Origin of the sequence: Georgenia deserti (assembly GCF_042680605.1) — a bacterium.
In the GTDB taxonomy this organism is placed as follows: Bacteria; Actinomycetota; Actinomycetes; order Actinomycetales; family Actinomycetaceae; genus Allobogoriella; species Allobogoriella deserti.
Genome location: NZ_JBHUEE010000001.1, coordinates 281,314 through 299,278, shown reverse-complemented (window position 1 = coordinate 299,278; position 17,965 = coordinate 281,314). Strand labels below are relative to the sequence as shown.

Annotated in this window: 18 protein-coding genes; 6 read left to right on the top strand and 12 right to left on the bottom strand. The window is 73.1% G+C overall.

The genetic code is table 11. The features are described 5' to 3' along the window. Positions 1 to 15 precede the first annotated feature (15 nt). The 4 genes from ACFSE6_RS01415 to ACFSE6_RS01400 form a co-directional block, all read right to left on the bottom strand. Positions 16 to 1,491: a S1C family serine protease gene (locus ACFSE6_RS01415; RefSeq protein WP_388001915.1), complete on the bottom strand. Its 1,476-nt coding sequence runs from the start codon at positions 1,489 to 1,491 to the stop codon at positions 16 to 18. Positions 1,492 to 1,652: 161 nt separating this feature from the next. Next, positions 1,653 to 3,338, bottom strand: a complete 1,686-nt coding sequence (gene menD, locus ACFSE6_RS01410; RefSeq protein ID WP_388001914.1) for a 2-succinyl-5-enolpyruvyl-6-hydroxy-3-cyclohexene-1-carboxylic-acid synthase — start codon at positions 3,336 to 3,338, stop codon at positions 1,653 to 1,655. Continuing rightward, positions 3,335 to 4,309, bottom strand: a complete 975-nt coding sequence (locus tag ACFSE6_RS01405; protein WP_388001913.1) for an o-succinylbenzoate synthase — start codon at positions 4,307 to 4,309, stop codon at positions 3,335 to 3,337. Before ACFSE6_RS01405 ends, menD begins: the two co-directional genes overlap by 4 nt. A gap of 32 nt (positions 4,310 to 4,341) precedes the next feature. After that, complete coding sequence (locus ACFSE6_RS01400; RefSeq protein ID WP_388001912.1) at positions 4,342 to 5,319, bottom strand: squalene cyclase; 978 nt, start codon at positions 5,317 to 5,319, stop codon at positions 4,342 to 4,344. Positions 5,320 to 5,386: 67 nt separating this feature from the next. Between ACFSE6_RS01400 and ACFSE6_RS01395 the strand changes: the two genes are divergently transcribed. Continuing rightward, a complete protein-coding gene (locus ACFSE6_RS01395) occupies positions 5,387 to 6,343 on the top strand; it encodes a 1,4-dihydroxy-2-naphthoyl-CoA synthase (protein WP_388001911.1) in 957 nt (318 codons plus the stop codon). A 28-nt stretch (positions 6,344 to 6,371) separates the two neighbouring features. On the opposite strand, the gene ACFSE6_RS01390 is transcribed toward ACFSE6_RS01395, so the two are convergent. Next, positions 6,372 to 6,953: a TetR/AcrR family transcriptional regulator gene (locus ACFSE6_RS01390; RefSeq protein ID WP_388001910.1), complete on the bottom strand. Its 582-nt coding sequence runs from the start codon at positions 6,951 to 6,953 to the stop codon at positions 6,372 to 6,374. A gap of 97 nt (positions 6,954 to 7,050) precedes the next feature. On the opposite strand from ACFSE6_RS01390, the gene ACFSE6_RS01385 reads away from it, so the two are divergent. After that, complete coding sequence (locus tag ACFSE6_RS01385; RefSeq protein ID WP_388001909.1) at positions 7,051 to 7,704, top strand: NAD(P)-dependent oxidoreductase; 654 nt, start codon at positions 7,051 to 7,053, stop codon at positions 7,702 to 7,704. Positions 7,705 to 7,713: 9 nt separating this feature from the next. On the opposite strand, the gene ACFSE6_RS01380 is transcribed toward ACFSE6_RS01385, so the two are convergent. The 4 genes from ACFSE6_RS01380 to ACFSE6_RS01365 are packed head-to-tail and all read right to left on the bottom strand — an operon-like array spanning position 7,714 to position 11,282. Next, positions 7,714 to 8,937, bottom strand: a complete 1,224-nt coding sequence (locus ACFSE6_RS01380) for an acyl-CoA dehydrogenase family protein (RefSeq protein ID WP_388001908.1) — start codon at positions 8,935 to 8,937, stop codon at positions 7,714 to 7,716. Between the two features lie 40 nt (positions 8,938 to 8,977). Then, complete coding sequence (locus tag ACFSE6_RS01375) at positions 8,978 to 9,436, bottom strand: MaoC family dehydratase (protein ID WP_388001907.1); 459 nt, start codon at positions 9,434 to 9,436, stop codon at positions 8,978 to 8,980. Continuing rightward, positions 9,433 to 10,356 (bottom strand): amidohydrolase family protein, encoded by a 924-nt coding sequence (locus tag ACFSE6_RS01370; RefSeq protein ID WP_465254091.1) that lies wholly within the window; start codon positions 10,354 to 10,356, stop codon positions 9,433 to 9,435. The genes ACFSE6_RS01375 and ACFSE6_RS01370 overlap by 4 nt, the downstream gene beginning before the upstream one ends. Then, the gene (locus ACFSE6_RS01365; protein ID WP_388001906.1) at positions 10,353 to 11,282 is read right to left on the bottom strand and encodes an SDR family NAD(P)-dependent oxidoreductase; all 930 of its coding nucleotides are present in this window, start codon (positions 11,280 to 11,282) and stop codon (positions 10,353 to 10,355) included. Before ACFSE6_RS01365 ends, ACFSE6_RS01370 begins: the two co-directional genes overlap by 4 nt. A gap of 152 nt (positions 11,283 to 11,434) precedes the next feature. On the opposite strand from ACFSE6_RS01365, the gene ACFSE6_RS01360 reads away from it, so the two are divergent. Then, positions 11,435 to 11,875 carry a MarR family winged helix-turn-helix transcriptional regulator gene (locus ACFSE6_RS01360; protein ID WP_388001905.1) on the top strand — a complete coding sequence of 147 codons (441 nt, stop codon included), beginning with the start codon at positions 11,435 to 11,437 and terminating at the stop codon, positions 11,873 to 11,875. A 30-nt stretch (positions 11,876 to 11,905) separates the two neighbouring features. On the opposite strand, the gene ACFSE6_RS01355 is transcribed toward ACFSE6_RS01360, so the two are convergent. Both ACFSE6_RS01355 and ACFSE6_RS01350 read right to left on the bottom strand, forming a co-directional pair. Then, a complete protein-coding gene (locus tag ACFSE6_RS01355) occupies positions 11,906 to 13,429 on the bottom strand; it encodes an OFA family MFS transporter (protein WP_388001904.1) in 1,524 nt (507 codons plus the stop codon). A 149-nt stretch (positions 13,430 to 13,578) separates the two neighbouring features. Beyond that, positions 13,579 to 14,700 (bottom strand): DUF3048 domain-containing protein, encoded by a 1,122-nt coding sequence (locus ACFSE6_RS01350; protein WP_388001903.1) that lies wholly within the window; start codon positions 14,698 to 14,700, stop codon positions 13,579 to 13,581. A gap of 69 nt (positions 14,701 to 14,769) precedes the next feature. On the opposite strand from ACFSE6_RS01350, the gene ACFSE6_RS01345 reads away from it, so the two are divergent. Both ACFSE6_RS01345 and ACFSE6_RS01340 read left to right on the top strand, forming a co-directional pair. After that, positions 14,770 to 16,185 (top strand): AMP-binding enzyme, encoded by a 1,416-nt coding sequence (locus ACFSE6_RS01345; RefSeq protein WP_388001902.1) that lies wholly within the window; start codon positions 14,770 to 14,772, stop codon positions 16,183 to 16,185. Between the two features lie 84 nt (positions 16,186 to 16,269). Beyond that, positions 16,270 to 17,157, top strand: coding sequence for a 1,4-dihydroxy-2-naphthoate polyprenyltransferase (locus ACFSE6_RS01340; protein ID WP_388002348.1), 888 nt, complete (start codon positions 16,270 to 16,272; stop codon positions 17,155 to 17,157). On the opposite strand, the gene ACFSE6_RS01335 is transcribed toward ACFSE6_RS01340, so the two are convergent. Next, on the bottom strand, positions 17,041 to 17,475 hold the full coding sequence (locus ACFSE6_RS01335; protein WP_388001901.1) for a DUF4229 domain-containing protein: 435 nt from the start codon (positions 17,473 to 17,475) through the stop codon (positions 17,041 to 17,043). The genes ACFSE6_RS01340 and ACFSE6_RS01335 overlap by 117 nt on opposite strands. Before the next feature lie 85 nt (positions 17,476 to 17,560). Here ACFSE6_RS01335 and ACFSE6_RS01330 point away from each other — a divergent pair, with 85 nt between their 5' ends. Beyond that, the gene (locus tag ACFSE6_RS01330; protein ID WP_388001900.1) at positions 17,561 to 17,956 is read left to right on the top strand and encodes a PLDc N-terminal domain-containing protein; all 396 of its coding nucleotides are present in this window, start codon (positions 17,561 to 17,563) and stop codon (positions 17,954 to 17,956) included. Positions 17,957 to 17,965 lie beyond the last annotated feature (9 nt).

Here is a 17,965-nt window from a genome sequence, read left to right as displayed (position 1 = left end):
GCGGGTCGCCGGTGGTCAGCCGTCCTCGCGGGTGGCCAGCGTCGTCTGCACCTGGATCTGCTCACCGTCCCGCACGACGGAGAGGGTGACCTGGTCGCCGCTGGAGTACTGGCGCACGTACCCCGTCAGGGACTCGGCGCCGGAGACGGTGTCGTCGTCGATGGCGGTGATGACATCGCCCTGCTGCAGACCTGCCTCAGACGCGGGGGTGCCGGACTCGACACGGACGACCTCGGCGCCGGTGCGGTGGGCGCCGTCGGTCTCGACGGTGCCGTCCTCGAGGTACACCCCGAGATAGGCGTGCTCGGCCACCCCCTTGTCGATGAGCTGATCGGCGACGGTCGACGCGAGGTCGCTCGGGATGGCGAATCCGAGCCCGATGCTGCCGGAGGTGCTGGCGCCGGGGACGCCGGCGATCGAGCTGGTGATCCCGATGACCCGGCCGGTGGCGTCGAAGAGCGGTCCGCCGGAGTTGCCCGGGTTGATCGCCGCGTCGACCTGGATCGCGTTCGTGACGACCGGCTCGGCCTGCTGGCCCGGCGACTGCTGGCTCGAGGCGGTGGAGACCGGCCGGTCGAGCGCGGACACGATGCCGGTGGTGACCGTCGAGCTCAGACCCAGCGGGTTGCCGACGGCCATCACCTGGTCACCGACGACGACGTCCTCGGAGGACCCCATAGTGGCCGGCTGGAGGTCGTCCGGCGCGTCGACGAGCGTGATGACCGCCAGGTCGGTGGTCGGGTCGGTGCCGGCGACCTCGGCCTCGAACTGCCGCCCGTCGGAGAGCGTGACGACGATCTGTCCCCCGTCGCCCGCCCCGCCGACGACGTGGTTGTTGGTGAGGATGTTCCCGTCCTGGTCGAGGACGACGCCGGAGCCCTGACCGCTGCCGCCGCTGGTCTGCACCTGGATGGCGACGACGCCGGGTCGGACGGCGTCGGCGACGTTCGCCCAGTCCGGATCATCCGTCGTCGAGGTGACCACCGGGCCCGCGGACGAGTCGGAGGAGTCCTGCGGGTCCTGGACCTGACCCTGATTGCTCGCCGGGGCGTCGTCGAAGGCACCAGTCAGGCCGGCGGTACCGAGACTGGCGAGGAGGGCCGCGCCGGCACCGACGGCCACCAGCGCCGGCCACCCCGGACGGCGCTTGGCGCTGTGCTGGTGGCCAGTGTGCTCGCCGGGGCGGGTGTAGGCGTACTGCGCAGTGGTGTGCTCCGCCTGCGACTGCTCGTACCCGGGGTACGAGCCGTACGCGGCGTAACCGTACGGTTGCTGGGGCGCCTCGGGCGTGGCCGCCTCGTGCGGATTCGCCCCGTGTGGGTTCGCCTCGTGCACGTCCCCGGCCTCCTGGTGCTGACCGGCCTCGTAGGGCGTGGCCGAGTACGGGCTCTGCTGCTCCGGCGCCGAGGAGGACTGCCAGGAGCGCGGCGCGGACGGCGACGACCAGGGGTACGGCTCGCCGCTCGGCCGGTTGGTGTCGGGGGAACTCATCGCTGACTCCTTCGTGGTTCTGTCCTCGTGATGAATGCAGGGAACATCACCGACCTGGGGTACGCCTCACGGGAAGCTGGGCATTGCCTGGACGCACCCGCACGTCGGGCCGCTCGTCCTGTCCGGTCCGCCCGTCCTGTCCGGGCCGTGCGACCGGGCGCTCAGGTCAGGGCCGCGTGCACGGCGCGGGCGATGTCCTCGGCGAGGCCGTGACGGGTGCGGCGCAGGTGCGTCCGGTCGACCGGCACGGTGACCACGGAGCGCCCTCGCACGGGGGCGGCGAGCACCTCGGTGAGCTGCTCCGCCGTCGTCACCGGGGTGTGGTTCGCCCCGTAGGCGCCGGCGAGGCGGGCGAGATCGACGTCCTGGGGCGTGGCGAAGACGCGTTCGAAGGCCGGGGCGTGCTGCGGTGCGCCGTGCTCGAGCGTGGCAAAGATGGCACCGCCGCCGTCGTCGACGACCACGAGCTGGAGGTCGACGTCGCGTTCGAGGCTTCCGCGCGCGAGCGAGCCGGCGTCGTGCAGGAACGTCAGGTCCCCAAGCAGCGCGCGCACGGGCAGGCCGAGGCCGAGCGCCACGCCGGTGGCGGTGGCCACGGTGCCGTCGATGCCGGCGAGTCCGCGGTTGGCGAGGGCGGGTGCGGGGTCCGTGGCCGGTGGCGCGACGAGGTCGAGGTCGCGGACCGGGTTGGACGAGCCGACGACGAGCGCCCCGACGCCGCCGGCGCGCCACACCTCCCGGGCGACCGTGAGCCCGTCGAACGCGGTGTCGGCGTGCTGGTCGAGCACGGTGGACGCGGCCGCTGCCGCGAGGCGCCACCGGTCGAGCCAGGCGGGGTCCTCCGGCGTGCCCTCGAGGGTGACGGCGCCGACGACGCGATCGGCCGTACCGGCCACATCGGTCCAGATGCCGCCCGGTGAGACGACGACGACCTCGAGGTCCGGCCGCGCGAGCAGGGCGCTGACCGGCCGGGACAGGGTCGGATGGCCCATGACGACGACGCGTTCGACTGCACCGCCCAGTTCCGGGTGGTCGAGCAGCGCACGGTAGGGACCGATCGCGGCCGGTCCGGTGCGTGCGCCCGAGGTGGGCTCGGCGAGCAGCGGCCAGCCCGCCTGCTCGGCGAGGGCCCGGGCGGCCGGGCCCGCCCCGTCCCCGGCGACGACCACGGTGCGCGGTCCCGGCCGCAGCGGTGTCGGCGGCAGCGCCGCCGGGGCGTCGACGACGGCCCGGCGGGCCGGCGGAGCGCCCGGCTGCCAGGGGTCGTGGGGTGCGAGCGGATCACGCAGGCCCACGTTGAGGTGGACCGGGCCCGGATCCCGGCTCCGGCTGCCGCAGGCCGCCGCGAGGGCCCGGGTGACGACTTGGGTCAGGCCCGGTCCGGCCTGCGGGGCGGCCGGCAGGTCGACGGCGTACCGCACAGCGTCACCGAAGAGGCCGACCTGGTCGGTGGTCTGGTTCGCGCCGGTGCCGCGCATCTCGTGCGGCCGGTCCGCGGTCAGGGCGAGGAGCGGGACGCCGGCGTGCGCGGCCTCGAGCACCGCAGGATGGAGGTTGGCGACCGCCGTTCCCGACGTGGTCACGACGGCGACCGGAGCACCGGTGGCGCGTGCGATCCCGAGCGCCAGGAAACCGGCGCCGCGCTCGTCCAGGCGGACGTACAGCCGCAGCCATCCGGCCTGCTCGGCCTCGTGCAGCGCGTACGCGAACGGGGCGCTGCGGGACCCGGGGGCGAGGACCACCTCCCGCACTCCTCCGGCGACCAGGGCGGTGACCAGGGCCCGCGCGGTGCCGGTGGCATCGAGCGGCTGTGCGGCGGCGTGCCCGCTCCCGGATGCGGCGGTCACCGGGTCGCCGCCAGATGTGCGCCCATGCCGGCGAGCCGGCGCGACCAGCGCTCGGCGACGTCGTCGCCGGCCGCGACGGCGGTCAGGTCGGCGTCGGTCGGTTCCGGCCTGCGCACCGGCAAGGCGCCGTCGCGGGGCAGCAACGGCTCGGGAACGGCATCGCGCGTGAGCAGGTCCACGGTGGCCAGGCCGCAGGCGTGCGGCAGCTCGGGCAGGGCGGCGGCAAGGGCGACGCCGGCGGCGATCCCGACCGAGGTCTCGAGGGCGGAGCTGACCACGACCGGGAGGCCGATGTCCGCGGCGAGGCGCAGGCACGCACGCACGCCCCCGAGCGGCTGGACCTTGAGCACGACGACGTCCGCGGCCTCGGCACGGCGGACGGCGAGCGGGTCGTCGGCGCGGCGGACGGACTCGTCGGCGGCGATGGGGACGCCGGTGCGACGCCGGAGCGCGGCCAGGTCGGCGACGTCGGCGCACGGTTGCTCGGCGTACTCCAGTCCCCCGGCGGCCCGGTCCAGGTGAGCGAGCCGGTCGAGCGCGGTCTCGAGGTCCCAGGCGGCGTTGGCGTCGATGCGGACGGCACCGTGCGGACCGAGGGCGTCGCGGACGGCCTCGAGGCGCGCCTGTTCGTCCGCGAGGCTCTGGCCGGGCTCGGCGACCTTGACCTTGGCGGTGGTGCAGCCGCCCGAGCGCGTGACCGTGGCGTGGGCGTCGTCGGGGCCCACGGCGGGCACGGTGACGTTGACGGGGATGCGGTCGCGGACCGGTTCCGGCCACCCGTGCTCCGCGGCCTCCAGTCCCGCCCGCAACCACGAGGCGGATTCGGCGTCGTCGTAGTCCCAGAACGGGGAGACCTCTCCCCAGCCGGCGTCACCGCGGACGAGGACGCCCTCGCGCGTGGTGATCCGCCGGAACCGGGTCCGCAGGCCGATCGCGTAGGTCGCGCGGACCTCGGGCAGGGCGGCAGGCATGGAGGTCAGGATAGGCGGCGGCCTCGCAGCCCTCACGCGGCCGGCTCGTCCCGGTGTTCTACCTCCCACCAGCGGAGCACGCGCAGGGCGTAGAACGTGACCCATCGGGAGGGTTCGCCGGCGGGAGCGTCGACCTCGAACCACACCTCCCCCGCTGGCCGACCGGCCTGGAGCCAAGTGCCGTCCGGTTGCCGGGCGTTCCTGATGAGCTCGATCGCCGGGCCGAGGCGCGGGTCGGGCGCGGCGCCGTCGTGGATCGACGCCGCACGGAAGTAGTCGGCCGCGTTCAGCACGCTGTACCGCCAGAAGAACGGGTACGCGAGGTGTGCCACCCACGGCCCGACGATCTCGCCCGTGGAGAGTCTGCGGCTCAGCCGGCGCCGGAGCAGATACTCCTCACCGCGGCGGCGCGCCCCGCGGACGCGGCCGGTCTCGTTCCTCGCGCGTTCGTGGTCCAGCAGGCCCTTGAGTGCGTTCAGCGTCGAGTGGAACGACGAGCGTGTCGCCCCCTCGACCCACTCGCAGTTCCACCCGCCGTCGGCCTGCTGGTGTTCCGGGAACCAGGTGGCGAGGGCGTCGACGTCGGCGCCCAGCCACAGCCCGTTGGACAGGGTCCAGGAGTTGATGCAGCAGTCGACCTCGCCGTTCCAGTACGGTCTGTCGTCGTACTCCCATCGCGCGTTCCGCGCGAGCTTTTCGGCGGTTCCGGCGAGCGCGTGCGAGTCCGCTCCCCATTCGCGCAGGGCGTTCAGGGACCAGGTGGTGGCCGTCCAGGGTTGTCCCTCGTGCGGGACCCGGGAGAAGTCGAAGCCGGCCGGGAAGAACGCCCCGCCGGCCCACTGTCCGTCCGGATCCTGGTGGGAGATCAGGCGGGCGCCGAATCCCTCGGACACCACCGACGCCCTCGTCGCGGCCCACACGGCCTCCGGTGCGCCCGCGAGGTCGCGCTCGACCTGCCAGCGCAACGCCGGGTCGGAGTCGAGCAACCAGTCGATGACCTCGCCGGTCATGTCGGCGATCGTAGAGCGGTGCGGGGGTCGGCGGTACCCCGGGCGGGCGGGACGTAGGGTGACGGACGTGACGAGCCTGCCCGCCCGTGTCTCGGAGATCTTCGACCCTATGCGCTGGCGCGAGATCGCCGGCTTCGACTTCACCGACATCACCTACCACCGCGGGGTCCGCCGCAACGGCGAGGAGCGCGACCTACCCGTGGTCCGGATCGCGTTCGACCGGCCGTCGGTCCGGAACGCCTTCCGCCCGCACACCGTGGACGAGCTCTACCGGGCGCTCGACCACGCCCGGATGACCTCCGACGTCGCCGCGATCATCCTCACCGGCAACGGGCCCAGCCCCAAGGACGGCGGCTGGGCGTTCTGCTCAGGTGGGGACCAACGTATTCGCGGCCGGGACGGCTACCGGTACCACCGCTTCGAGGATGCGGCCGGTTCGGGCCACGCGGAGGCGGTCGACCCTGCCCGTGCCGGCCGCCTGCACATCCTCGAGGTCCAGCGCCTCATCCGCACCACACCGAAGGTGGTCATCGCGGCCGTCCCGGGTTGGGCGGCAGGCGGCGGGCACAGCCTCAACGTGGTGTGCGACCTGTCCGTCGCCTCGCGCCAGCACGCGCGGTTCATGCAGACCGACGCCAATGTCGGTTCCTTCGACGCCGGGTACGGCTCCGCCCTGCTCGCGCGTCAGGTCGGGGACAAGCGCGCGCGGGAGATCTTCTTCCTGGCGCGCGAGTACGACGCGCAGACCGCCGAGCGGTGGGGTGTGGTCAACGAGGTCGCCGATCACGACGACCTCGAGGATCTCGCCCTCGAATACGCCGCTACCGTGGCGACCAAGTCGCCGCAGGCGATCCGGATGCTGAAGTTCGCGTTCAATCTGGCCGACGACGGACTGGCCGGCCAGCAGGTCTTCGCCGGTGAGGCCACCCGGCTCGCCTACATGACGGACGAGGCCGTCGAGGGCCGCGACGCCTTCCTCGAGCGGCGGGACCCCGACTGGTCGCGCTTCCCGTACTACTTCTGAGGCTCACTCCACGACAAGGCCCTGGGGCTCACTCCACGAGAAGGCCGTCGCACGCCGCGCCGACGAGGGCGGCCGGATCGGTGTCGATGGTCTCCCGGCCCCAGAACCGCGTCAGGAACGCCTCCTGCAGGCACGCGCCGAGCAGCAGGGTGGCCGCGGCGCTCTCGTCGACCCCCGCCCGGACCCGGCCGAGGTCGCGTTCCCGGCGCAGATAGTCCGCCACCGCCACGTTGACGTGTTCCGGGCCGGCACCGATCTCGGCGAGCCGGGCCCGGTGCGCGGTCAGCAACTCCCGGTCCGCGAACAGGCCGGCGGCCATCGGGAAGGTCTCGAGATAGAACACGCGAGCGGCGGCCACCACCTCGAGGAGGTTCTCCCGGACGGTCGAGGTGCCGGCGCGCTCGGGCAACGACGCGAGGAGATCGACCAGGGCCGGCGCCCGCTCCTGCAGCACGGCGGCGAAGAGTCGGGTCTTGTCCGCGAAGTGCTTGTACAGCAGCGCCTCGGAGCAGCCGGCCACCCGGGCGATCTCCTTGGTCGTGGCGTGCGTGAGGCCTTCACTGCGCATGATCTGCGCCGCGGCGTCGAGGATCCGATCCCTGGCGGCCACGGGTCCCTCCGATGTTGACGGGGTGAGTGTTCACTCACCACGATAGTGGTAAGTGTTCACTCACCCTGATGTAGGCAGCCACGGAACGGAGACAGACATGCGCCTCACCCTCTTCGGTGCCAGCGGGCGGACCGGCCGTCAAATCACCGCACAGGCGCTTGAGCGCGGCCACGCGGTGACCGCCGTCGCCCGTAGCCGGATCTCCCGGGACGAGCTCGATGGCACCCGCCCGACCGATGCCCCCGGCAGCCTTGAGGTTCGCGTCCTGGACCTCGCCGACCCACGTACCGTTGCCGGCGCCGTCAGCGGTGCGGACGCCGTCGTCTGTACGGTCGGCCCACGCGGCACCGGCCCGACGAGCGTGCAGACTGACGTCGCGCGCACGGCCCTGTCCGCGATGGAGGCGACCGGCGTCCGGCGCCTCGTGGCCGTCAGTGCCGCCGGCTTCCACACCGAGGGTGACGGAAGGTTCGTCCGGGGTGTGGTCAAACCGGTCCTCGGGCGCGTGTTGCGGCACTCTTTCGCCGACCAGCGTGCGATGGAGTCACTCATCACCGCGTCCGGGACGGACTGGACACTCATGTGGCCGCCGCGACTGACCGACGGCCCCCGCACGGCGGCGTACCGCAGCTCGATGGATCGGAACGTCCGCGGCAGCTTCTCGGTCTCCCGGGCAAACCTCGCCCAGGCCGTCCTGGATGCGCTGGAGAACCCGGCGACCATCGGGCGAGCGGTTGCCGTCGCCGACTAGTGGCGCTCCTCACACGAAGGCGCTGATGCCCGTGATCGCGCGGCCGACGACGAGCTGATTGATCTCGTTCGTGCCCTCGAAGGTGTAGATCGGCTCGGCGTCGGCGTGGAAGCGTGCGACCTCCGTGTCGAGGGTGATGCCGTTGCCGCCGCACACCTCACGGGCCAGCGCCACCGTCTCGCGTGTGCGACGGGCGATCCACGCCTTCGCCATGGCGGCGTCGGCGTCGGTGTACCCCACGCCGCCGCACGCGTCCGTGTGCTCTTCGCCGTCGGCGAGCTGGCTCAACCGCACGGCCATCCCCAGCGACGCCGTGAGGTTGCCCAACATCGTGGCTAGCTTGTCCTGGACCAGCTGGAAGCCCGCGACCGGCCGCCCGAACTGCTCGCGCTGCGTCGTATACCGCACCGCCGCGCGGAACGCCCCGGCCTGCGCCCCCGACGCCATCCAGCTCACGCCGCTCCGCATCGAACGCAGCATGCGGGCCACGTCCCGGAACGACTCGACGCGCTGCAGTCGGCGCGATTCCGGTACCCGCGCGCCTTCGAGCGTGATGTGGCCGTTGTCGACGATCCGCAGCGCCGCCTTGCGCCGGATCTTCTCGATCTGCACCGCCGGGTCGTGTCGGTCCACGAGGAACGCCTTGACCTGATCGTCCTCCTCGTCGCGCGCCATCACGGCCAGGACGTCGGCATGGGCGGCGCCGCCGATCCACCGCTTCGCGCCGTGGATGACCCACTCCTCGCCCTCGCGGCGCGCCGTCGTGCGCAGCCCGCGGGCGACATCGCTGCCGTGGTCCGGTTCGGTCAGGGCGAAGACCCCGGTCAATTCGAAGCTGCGCATCGCGGCGTCGAGCTCGGCGACCTGCTCCGGCGAACCACCTTCCAGCACCGCGTTGCGGAACAACATCGCCTGCCCGCTGTAGGCCACGGCTGTCGAGACGTCGGTGCGCGCGAGCTCGAAGGTGCGGAAGCCCTCGAAGAGCGCCCGGTGCCGGAAGCCGGGTGAGATCTCGCCGGCCGCGGTGAAGGGGTCCATGAGCCGCAGCCCTGCGAGCGGCTCGACGACCGCCGAGGAGTATTCGCCGGCGTCCCACAGCTCGTCGATCAGCGGGCGGATGTCCCGGTCGAGCACGTCGCGCAGCCGCCGCAGTGCGGCGCGCTCCGGATCGGTGAGCAGCAGTTCGTAGCGGTACGGGTCCACGTCGCCGTACAGCCGCTCCTGCGCGGTCATGGCCACCTCCTCGTCCCGGGCCAGGCCCGCGCGGCGAGACTCAGCCGTAGAAACGGAACAGCGTCGTCGCGGCCACGGCGGGCTTGGCGCCGCCCTCGACCTCGACCACATTGTCCATCGTGAGCTGGTATCCGCCGGGGACGTCGACGACCTCACGGATGGTCGAGCCCATCCGGATCCGGGCGCCGACCGGCACTGGCGCCGGGAACCGGACCTTCTCCAACCCGTAGTTGACCTTGGCCGTGACGCCTTCGACCTGGAGCAGCTCCTCGAAGAACGGCACCACCAGCGCGAGCGAAAGGTAGCCGTGGGCGATCGGTCCGCCGAAAGGCCCCGCGGCGGCGCGCACGGGATCGACGTGGATCCACTGATGGTCGTCGGTGGCCTCGGCGAAGAGGTTGACCTGGTCCTGCGTGACCTCCCGGTACCCGGTGAACCCCAGGTCCGTGCCGGCCAGGGTGGGCAATTGGTCGAAGGCGACCGTGGTGACCTCGTTCATGACGTTGATGACACTCCTTCGTCGGCCGTGGCGAGTCCCAGCAGGCGCACGGCGTTGTCCTTGAGGATCTTCGGCCGGACCTCGTCCTTGATGTCGAGGTTGTCGAAGTCACGGCGCCACCGGTCCGGTGTCAGCAGCGGGAAGTCCGATCCGAAGAGCACCTTGTCCTGCAGCAGCGAGTTCGCCTGCTGCACGAGCTGCGGCGGGAAGTACTTCGGCGACCAGCCGGACAGGTCGATGTAGGCGTTGCCCTTGTGGGTGGCCACGGCGATCGCCTCGTCCTGCCATGGCACCGAAGGGTGCGCCATGATCAGCGGCATCCCCGGGAAGCGCGCGGCCACGATGTCGAGCAGCATCGGGTTCGACAGTGCCAGGGAGATCCCGAACCCTCCGGGTGTGCGCGCTCCGATGCCGGTCTGTCCGGTGTGGAACAGCGCCGGCAGACCGTAGGACTCGATGACCTCGTAGAGCGGGAAGTGCCGGGCGTCCGAGGGGTCGAAGTCCTGCACGGACGGGTGGAACTTGAAGCCCCGGACGCCCCAGTCCTCCACCTGCCGCCGGATCCGGCTCGCGGCGTCGGCCGCCCATGGGTCGACCGACCCGAAGGGGATGAGGACGTCGTTGTTCCGGGTGGCACCGGCCACGATGTCCTCGACCGAGTTCGGTCGGTGCCCGAGAGCGGTGGTCGCGTCGACGGTGAAGACGACGGCGGCCATGGACCGCTCGCGGTAGTACGCCGCGGTCTCGTCGACGTCGAGGCGGTCCGTGGGTGCCTTGAAGTAGGTGGCGGCGGCCTCGACGAAGGCCTCCGGCAGGGACTGGTGGCCGGTGTGGTCCTTCTCGACGTGCACGTGCATGTCGACGGCGGACAGCGCCGACGCGTCGACGGCGCAGGTGTACCTGGCGGGCACCGACGTCACCGCTTCCCCTCGCCCGGGAGGGCGTCCGCGGGTGGTTCGGGCATGGGTTGGCCGACCTGTTGGAGCCTGCGACCGAACAGCGCGTCGAAACCGGCCGCGATGGACTCGGCACGCCAGCCGCCGTCCTGGAAGGCGGTGACGACCTCGTCCGGGTGCGACCACAGTGCGAGCCGGTCACCGCCGATGCCGACCGCCTGGCCCGAGATCTCGGCGGCCTCGTCGGAGGCGAGGAAGGCGACGAGTCCGGCGACGTCGTCGGCGTCGCCGAAGCTCAGCACCCGGCGCGCCCACGGGACGGGCTCGCCGCGGTCGGCGGCGTCCGAGAACTGCTTGAAGAACGGCACGGTGTCGGTCATCGCCGTCGCCGCCACCGGGATCACTGCGTTGACCGTGACGTTCGCCCGTGCCAGTTCGAGCGCCCAGGTCCGCACCATCCCGACGATGCCGGCCTTGGCCGCGGCGTAGTTGGTCTGCCCGAAGTTTCCCCGCTGACCGGTCGGTGAGCCGATGCAGATGATCCGGCCCCCCTCGCCGGCGCTGCGCATGTGCGTGGCGGCCTCGCGCACGCAGGTGAAGGTGCCGCGCAGGTGCACGTTCACGACGGTGTCGAAGTCCTCGTCCGACATCTTCCACAGCACGGTGTCGCGCAGCACGCCGGCGTTGGTGACGAGGACGTCCAGGCGACCGAAGGACTCGACCGCGGTCTCGACGAGTCGCGTCGCGGTCTCGGTCGGCCCGACCGGTGCGACGACGGCGGTGGCGCGGCCGCCGTCGCCGGTGATCGTCGCGACGGCCTCGTCCGCAGCCTCCTGGTCCACGTCGTTGACGACGACGCTCGCGCCGTGCCGGGCGAGCTCGCGCGCGTATGCGAGGCCGAGTCCACGGCCGCTGCCGGTGACGATGGCGACCTTCCCCGTCAGATCCATACACTCCTCCATGTCGTCGTCGACGCAGGTCGGCACTGCCGGCCGGCACCGGGCCGGCGCACGCCGAGTCTCCCGGCACTCGTGGTGAGTGTCAATCATTGACCCTGACAACTGTCCGCCCGTACGCTCGGGCCGACCACGGGAGGAACCGCATGTCGAGCCGGGACAACCTCGGGCTGCTGCTCTCACTGGCGAGCGCCGAAGGCGTGGCCCGCGCGACCCAGGCGCTGCGCCCACTCGACCTGAGTGTGCGGTCCTACACGCTGCTCGAGCGCGTCATCGACACCGGGGGCATGAGCCAGCGTGCGCTTGCCGACGATCTGCGCCTCGACCCCAGCCAGATCGTGGCCCTGGTGGACGGCCTGGAGACCCGCGGCCTCGCCGAGCGGCGCCCCAACCCGGCGGACCGGCGACAGAAGGCCGTGGCCGCCACGGCCCGCGGGAAGCAGACCTACCGGCGCGCGAAGGTTCTCGTGGACGCTTCCCTCGACGAGGTGCTCGGCGACCTCGACCCGTCCGAGCGGGCCACGCTGCACGAGATGCTCACCCGCATCGTCCGCCGCGACCCTGCGGCCGCGGAGGCCGCGGGCTGAGACCGCGGCTCGCCAGGGCTGCCGCTCCCGTCATCCGAAGAGGGCGACCGCCTGGGTGACCGTCTGCCACACCCCGTAGGCCAGCGGGAGCCCGACGAGCACCCACGCGAGCACGATCAGCGGGGAGCGCCGCGGCTCGACCTCGTCATCGGTGGCACCGCGCTCGCCGCGGCGCGCGGCGGGCTCGCCGGTGTCCTTCTCGTGGAACCTCTCGGCGACCGGCCGCACGAGCAGGTTGCAGACGAAGCCGACGGCGAGGATGCCGACCATCGTCAGCAGCGCGGGCCGGTAGTCGGCGGCGACGAGGTTGCCCGGCTCGCCGCGGGCATCGAGGAAGCCGTTGATGATCAGCGGTCCGGCGACGCCGGCGGCGGACCAGGCGGTGAGCAGCCGGCCGTGGATGGCGCCGACCTCGAAGGTGCCGAACAGGTCTCGCAGGTACGCCGGGACGGTGGCGAATCCTCCGCCGTAGAAGCTGATGATGACGCCGGCCATGAGGACGAAGAGGAACACCGACACCGTCCCGAACAGCGCGAGCAGCAGGTACAGCACGATCCCGAGCCCGAGGTAGACGATGTAGATATTCTTCCGGCCGATGTAGTCCGAGGTCGAGGACCACACGAACCGCCCCGCCATGTTGCACAGCGACAGCAGGCCGACGAACCCGGCGGCGGCACCTGCGGCGACCGCGGACGAGCCGCCCTCGCGGAAGAAGTCCTGGATCATCGGCGAGGCCTGCTCGAGGATGCCGATCCCGGCGGTGACGTTGCAGAACAGCACCATCCAGACGAACCAGAACTGCGGCGTCCTGATGGCGTTGTTCGCCGAGACCGACGCGTCGGTGACCATCGGCTTGTCCTCGGAGGTGCTCGGGTCGAAGCCGCGCGGCCTCCACCCCTCGGCCGGGACGCGCACGATGGCGGCCCCGAAGAGCATGAGGATCCCGTAGACGATCCCCAGGGTGAGGAACAGCAGCGCGACGGCGTTGCCCGAGGCCACCTCGCCCGATGCGGAGGGGTCGTAGTCCGGGTCGTAGAGGCCCATGAGCCAGGAGGACAGCGGGCTGGCGATCATCGCGCCGCCGCCGAAGCCCATGATGGCCATCCCGGTCGCGAGCCCCGGCCGGTCCGGGAACCATTTGATGAGTGTCGAGACCGGCGAGATGTAGCCGATGCCGAGCCCGATACCGCCGATGACGCCGTAGCCGAGGTAGACCAGCCAGAGCTGGGACGTCCAGATCCCGACGGCGCCGACGAGGAAGCCCACCGACCAGCACAGCGCGGCCGTGGCCATGGCACGCCGCGGACCGCCCTTGTCGACCCACGTCCCGAAGATCGCGGCGCTGAGGCCGAGGACGACGATGGCGATCGAGAAGATGATGCCGATCGGCGTCAGCGCCGTCCCGAAGTGTTCGGCGAGCGCGTTCTTGTAGACGCTCGTCGCGTAGACCTGCCCGATGGACAGGTGCACCGCGAGCGCGGCCGGCGGGATGAGCCACCGGTTGAAGCCGGGTTTGGCGACGGTCCGTTCGCGGTCCAGCACGGCGAGCGACATGGGCCCTCCTTCGGGTCGACGGCGGCCCTCACCCTAGGAGTCCGCGCCCCGGCTCACCACCGCAGGGCCGAACGCGCCATGCCCCGGCACGCCTCGTCGGGCCCTGACGTCCGAGGGTCCGTGGGCTCCGCGCCGGTCGTGGTGGCGGCTCAGTACGCCAGTCCCGCGCTGCGCGGGAGGAGCTCGATCCACGTCGGCCCCGGCGCGAGCCGTACCGGCTCGTCGTCGTCACCGCGCAGCTCCAACGGACCGGCCGCCCGGCCTTTCGCCCACCGGATCGGGGCGGCGTGCCCACGGCTGAAGACGACGCCGTCCCCTTCGCCGGTCAGCACGGTCTCGGGCACCGGGCTGCCCGCTGCGTCGAGGCGGCCGGTCGCGCGCACCTGGACACGCAGCACCACGACGTTGGCCGCGCGCAGCGCCCGGCCATCGGCGGTGGACTGGGCGCGGCCGTCCTCGGTCCGGCGCCACGCCCCGGTGCCGGCCGCGCGGGCGAGGCGGGCGCGGGGTTCCCAGCGCCAGCCCGGGCTCGCGGCGGGGAAGGTCAGCGAGATGCGGTCGGTGGTCGTCCCGGCGGTGGCGCTCGCCGCGTCCGCTTCCGCGGCGAAGGCCAAGATCTCCTCGGGCGGGCCGGCCGTCCCGCGGGCCTGGGCGAGCAGGTCCTCGCCGCGGCCGTAGACGTTGTGCGGCGCGACCCGCCCGTCGAGCCGGAAGAAGCCGGCGTCTCCGGCGTCGAAGGACGCCACGGTCAGGCCGGCGTCCTGCGCGCGCGAGACGTAGCCGGGTTGGCCGCCCGAGAACGCGAGCATGCCACCGAAGGGCCCGGCGATCGCGGCGTCCATCGGTCGGATCGAGCGGATGGGCCCGAGCTCGCCGGGGACCACCGAGTGGTACACGGCGTTGAAGCGGGTGATGCCGCCCTCGACCAGTTCCTCGAAGACCACGTCGGCCTGATCGAGACCGGTCTGGGGGCGGGCCTCGGGCGAGTTCTCGATCTTCACCGACAGCGCGGGCCGGTCCGGCACGTCACCGTCGACCTCGATCCCGGTCAGTGGCCAGCGTGCCGGCTCCGGCGTCGGCGTGGGCGTGGGTTCGGGACTCGGGGTGGGCGTCGGACGGTCGGCGGGCGCCGCGGTCCGCCCTGAGGAGGAGCAGCCCGCGACGCCGAGCGCCACGGCACTCAGCAGCGCGGCCGATACCGCACGGCGGGTCGGCGGTCGCGCCGACGGGTCGCCGTCCGGTCGCCGGTCGTGGCCAGGGGAGGTCGCCATGAGGTCACCTGTCGTTCGTCTCGCGTTCCCCCTGCGCGGGCCACCGTAGCCCGCGCCTACAGTGTTCGTGTGCAGGCCGAGCCCGAGCCGTCCTCCCCGTCGCCGGAGGCAGCCTCCCGCACTGCGCCCACCGTGCTGCCGCTGCGGGGCGGAACGGCACCGGAGGACGTGTTCCGACTGCACGCGGCGCTGCGCCGGCGGTTGGTACCCGTGCTCGGCGGTGAGGACACCGCGGGCGCCGGCTCGACCGTCCTGCTGCCGCATGCGCCGGAGATTACCGGGGAGCGGGCACTCGCCGAGTTGCGCGCCCGGATGCGCGGTCCCGTCCCGGGCGGGACCGCCGCCGCCCTGCGCACCTCCGGGTCCACCACCGGGGCCGGTCGGCACGTCGCGCTCACCGACCGGTCACTCGTGGCCGGCGCCGACGCCACGGCGCAGCGGCTCGGCGGGCCGGGGCGCTGGGTGCTTGCCGTCCCCGCGCACCACGTCGCCGGCTTCCAGCTCCTCGTCCGGACGGTCGTCGCCGGAACAGACCCGGTCGTCGTCGACACCTCCGAGGGGTTCGATCCGCGGGCGCTCGCCGCAGCGGCGGCCCGGGTCGACCTGCCGGCGTTCCTCTCGCTGGTGCCCACCCAGCTCGGCCGGGTACTGCGGGCGGGCGAACGAGTCGTGGCGCCGCTACGCCGGCTCACCGGGATCCTCGTCGGTGGTGCGGCCAGCTCACCCGGCATGCTCGCCGAGGCCCGCGGCGCCGGTCTGGCGGTCCGCACCACGTACGGGATGACCGAGACCGGTGGCGGCTGCGTCTACGACGGCGTGCCGCTGCCCCGGGTGCGCGTGCGGCTGGGCGAGGACGACCGGGTGGAGATCGCCGGGCCGGTCCTCGCCGCCGGCTATCTCGACGGCGCCGACCCGGACGCGTTCGTCACCTCCGACGGCCTCCGTTGGCACCGCACCCGCGATCGCGGAGCGTTCGTCGTCGAGGGCGGCCGTGAGCGGCTGCGCGTCCTGGGGCGGGTGGACGACGTCGTCAACACCGGTGGGGTGAAGGTCTCTCCCGCCGCCGTCGAGCGCCTGCTCGGCGAGCACCCGGGCGTGGCAGAGGTCGCCGTCGTCGGAGTCGGCGACGAGGAGTGGGGCGAGCTCGTCACGGCGGTCGTGGTGCCTCGCGCGAGCGAGCGTGTGCGTCTGGCCGACCTGCGCGAGACCGTCCGCGTCGAGCTGGGCGCCGCCCACGCCCCGCGGGTGCTCGTGCTCACCGAGGCACTCCCACTGCGCGGGCCGGGCAAGGTGGACCGTCGCGCGACGGCCCATCTCGCGGCCACGGCGCTCGGCCGCCGGGCCACGGCCGCCGTCAGCCACGACCCGCAGCTCCCCGACCGAGCCGTGGCCCACGCGCAGCCGAGGGTGACCGGGGTGGAGGAGCACCCGCCGCACCCGCCGTCCGGCGCAGGCGCACCGGACCCCGGCTCAGCCCACATATAGTGAGTGCCCGCCGCCGGCGCTGAGCCCGGCCCTGGCACGTGCCACACTCTGCCCTTGACCGCCCGACGCGAGACCCGGAGCTCCATGGCCACCTTCGCCGACTGGCTGGACGGTGCGCGCCCGAGGACGCTGCCGGCCGCCGTCGCCCCGGTCCTCGTCGGCACCGGTGCCGCCATCGGCACTGTGCCGGGTTACGGGCCCGGTCACGCCGTGCGGGCCGTGCTCTTCGCCGGTCTGGCGCTCGCACTGCAGGTCGGCGTGAACTACGCGAACGACTACTCCGACGGCGTCCGCGGCACGGACGACGTGCGGACCGGGCCGCCGCGGCTGACCGGAGGCGGGGCGGCGAGCCCCGCGGCCGTCAAGGCTGCCGCGTTCGCCGCGTTCGGCGTGGCCGGTGCCCTGGGTGTGACCCTGGTCGCACTGATCGGTCAGTGGTGGCTCCTGGCGCTAGGGGCACTCGCGGTGGCCGCCGCGTGGTTCTACACCGGCGGCCGGCGACCGTACGGGTACCTGGGTCTGGGCGAAGTTTCCGTCTTCCTGTTCTTCGGCCTCATGGCCACGGTCGGCACCGCCTACACCCAGTCACCGGAGACCGCGCGCACGTGGCCGGTGTGGGTCGGAGCCGCGGGGATCGGCCTCGTGGCGTCCGCCCTGTTGATGGTCAACAACATCCGGGACATTCCCACGGACCGCCAGGTGGGCAAACTCACGCTCGCCGTCCGCCTGGGCGACCGCCGGGCCCGGTGGAGCTACGTCGCGCTCGTCGTGGCACCCCTGGCGCTGGGGCTGGTGTGCGCACTGGAGCGCCCGTGGGCCCTGCTGGTGCTGCCGCTCGGCTGGTGGGTGGCGCGGCTAGCCCGCCCGGTCCTCGCCGGGGCGAGCGGGCGGGACCTCATCGCCGTCCTCGCCGGGACGGGGCGTCTCGAGCTCGTCTACGGACTCCTCCTCGGCGTCGGCCTCGCCCTCTGAGTCCTCGCCCGCAGACTTGCCCGCAGACTCGCCCGCAGCGGAGCCCTCGCCTGCCGCGTCGACCGCGGCGTCCTCATACGCGGCGTCCTCCTCTGCCTCACGCGAGAAGCGGGGCCGCTGGGCGCGCAGCGGGTCGTACTGGGAGAGGACCTGTGCCGCTTCGGCGTGCTGGCGCCGCAGCACGAGGAACGAGACCATCGCCCCGACGACGACCGCGCTGCCCCACAGCAGCCACGACCGCATGCCGAGCAGGTACAGCACCACGGCACAGGCGAGGATGATGCCCACCCGCAGCAGGGAGTAGACGAACAGACGCACCCGGACAGCGTAGGCGTCCGCCGGACGGTCCCGCGCCCGACGGCCGGTCCCGCGCCCGGCGCCGCGGCCACCTACCCTGAGATGTATGGCCCGACTGCTCCCTCTCGCCCTCGCGTTCGCCGTCCTGGTGTATGCGCTCATCGACTGCGTGCGGACACCGCAGGACGAGATGCCGGCCGGGTTGCCCAAGCCGCTGTGGCTGGTCCTCATCGTCCTGCTGCCGCTCGTCGGTCCCGTCGTGTGGCTCGTCGCCCGGCGGGTCTCGGCGGGGAACCGTCGCGGCCCGGGGCGGCCGGGACCGGCCCGCGGCGCATCGGGCCGGCGGCCGCCGTCACGCGGACCGGTCGCCCCGGACGACGACCCGGAGTTCCTGGCCCGACTCGAACGCGAGCGCCGGCGAGCCGAGCGCCAGCGGCGGGACGACGAACGCCGCGGCCGCGATAGTGGTCAAGGCAGCACGGATCCCGGGCAGACCGGCTGAGCCGAGGAG

Excerpts from the sequence above, each read along its gene's own strand:
- ACFSE6_RS01415 (WP_388001915.1), bottom strand. The coding sequence starts at position 1,491 with ATGAGTTCCCCCGACACCAACCGGCCGAGCGGCGAGCCGTACCCCTGG.
- ACFSE6_RS01330 (WP_388001900.1), top strand. The coding sequence starts at position 17,561 with ATGGCCCGACTGCTCCCTCTCGCCCTCGCGTTCGCCGTCCTGGTGTAT.
- ACFSE6_RS01380 (WP_388001908.1), bottom strand. The coding sequence starts at position 8,937 with ATGACCGCGCAGGAGCGGCTGTACGGCGACGTGGACCCGTACCGCTAC.
- ACFSE6_RS01340 (WP_388002348.1), top strand. The coding sequence starts at position 16,270 with ATGGCCACCTTCGCCGACTGGCTGGACGGTGCGCGCCCGAGGACGCTG.
- ACFSE6_RS01405 (WP_388001913.1), bottom strand. The coding sequence starts at position 4,309 with ATGCCTGCCGCCCTGCCCGAGGTCCGCGCGACCTACGCGATCGGCCTG.
- ACFSE6_RS01350 (WP_388001903.1), bottom strand. The coding sequence starts at position 14,700 with ATGGCGACCTCCCCTGGCCACGACCGGCGACCGGACGGCGACCCGTCG.
- ACFSE6_RS01385 (WP_388001909.1), top strand. The coding sequence starts at position 7,051 with ATGCGCCTCACCCTCTTCGGTGCCAGCGGGCGGACCGGCCGTCAAATC.
- ACFSE6_RS01375 (WP_388001907.1), bottom strand. The coding sequence starts at position 9,436 with ATGAACGAGGTCACCACGGTCGCCTTCGACCAATTGCCCACCCTGGCC.
- ACFSE6_RS01365 (WP_388001906.1), bottom strand. The coding sequence starts at position 11,282 with ATGGATCTGACGGGGAAGGTCGCCATCGTCACCGGCAGCGGCCGTGGA.
- ACFSE6_RS01400 (WP_388001912.1), bottom strand. The coding sequence starts at position 5,319 with ATGACCGGCGAGGTCATCGACTGGTTGCTCGACTCCGACCCGGCGTTG.
- ACFSE6_RS01355 (WP_388001904.1), bottom strand. The coding sequence starts at position 13,429 with ATGTCGCTCGCCGTGCTGGACCGCGAACGGACCGTCGCCAAACCCGGC.
- ACFSE6_RS01360 (WP_388001905.1), top strand. The coding sequence starts at position 11,435 with ATGTCGAGCCGGGACAACCTCGGGCTGCTGCTCTCACTGGCGAGCGCC.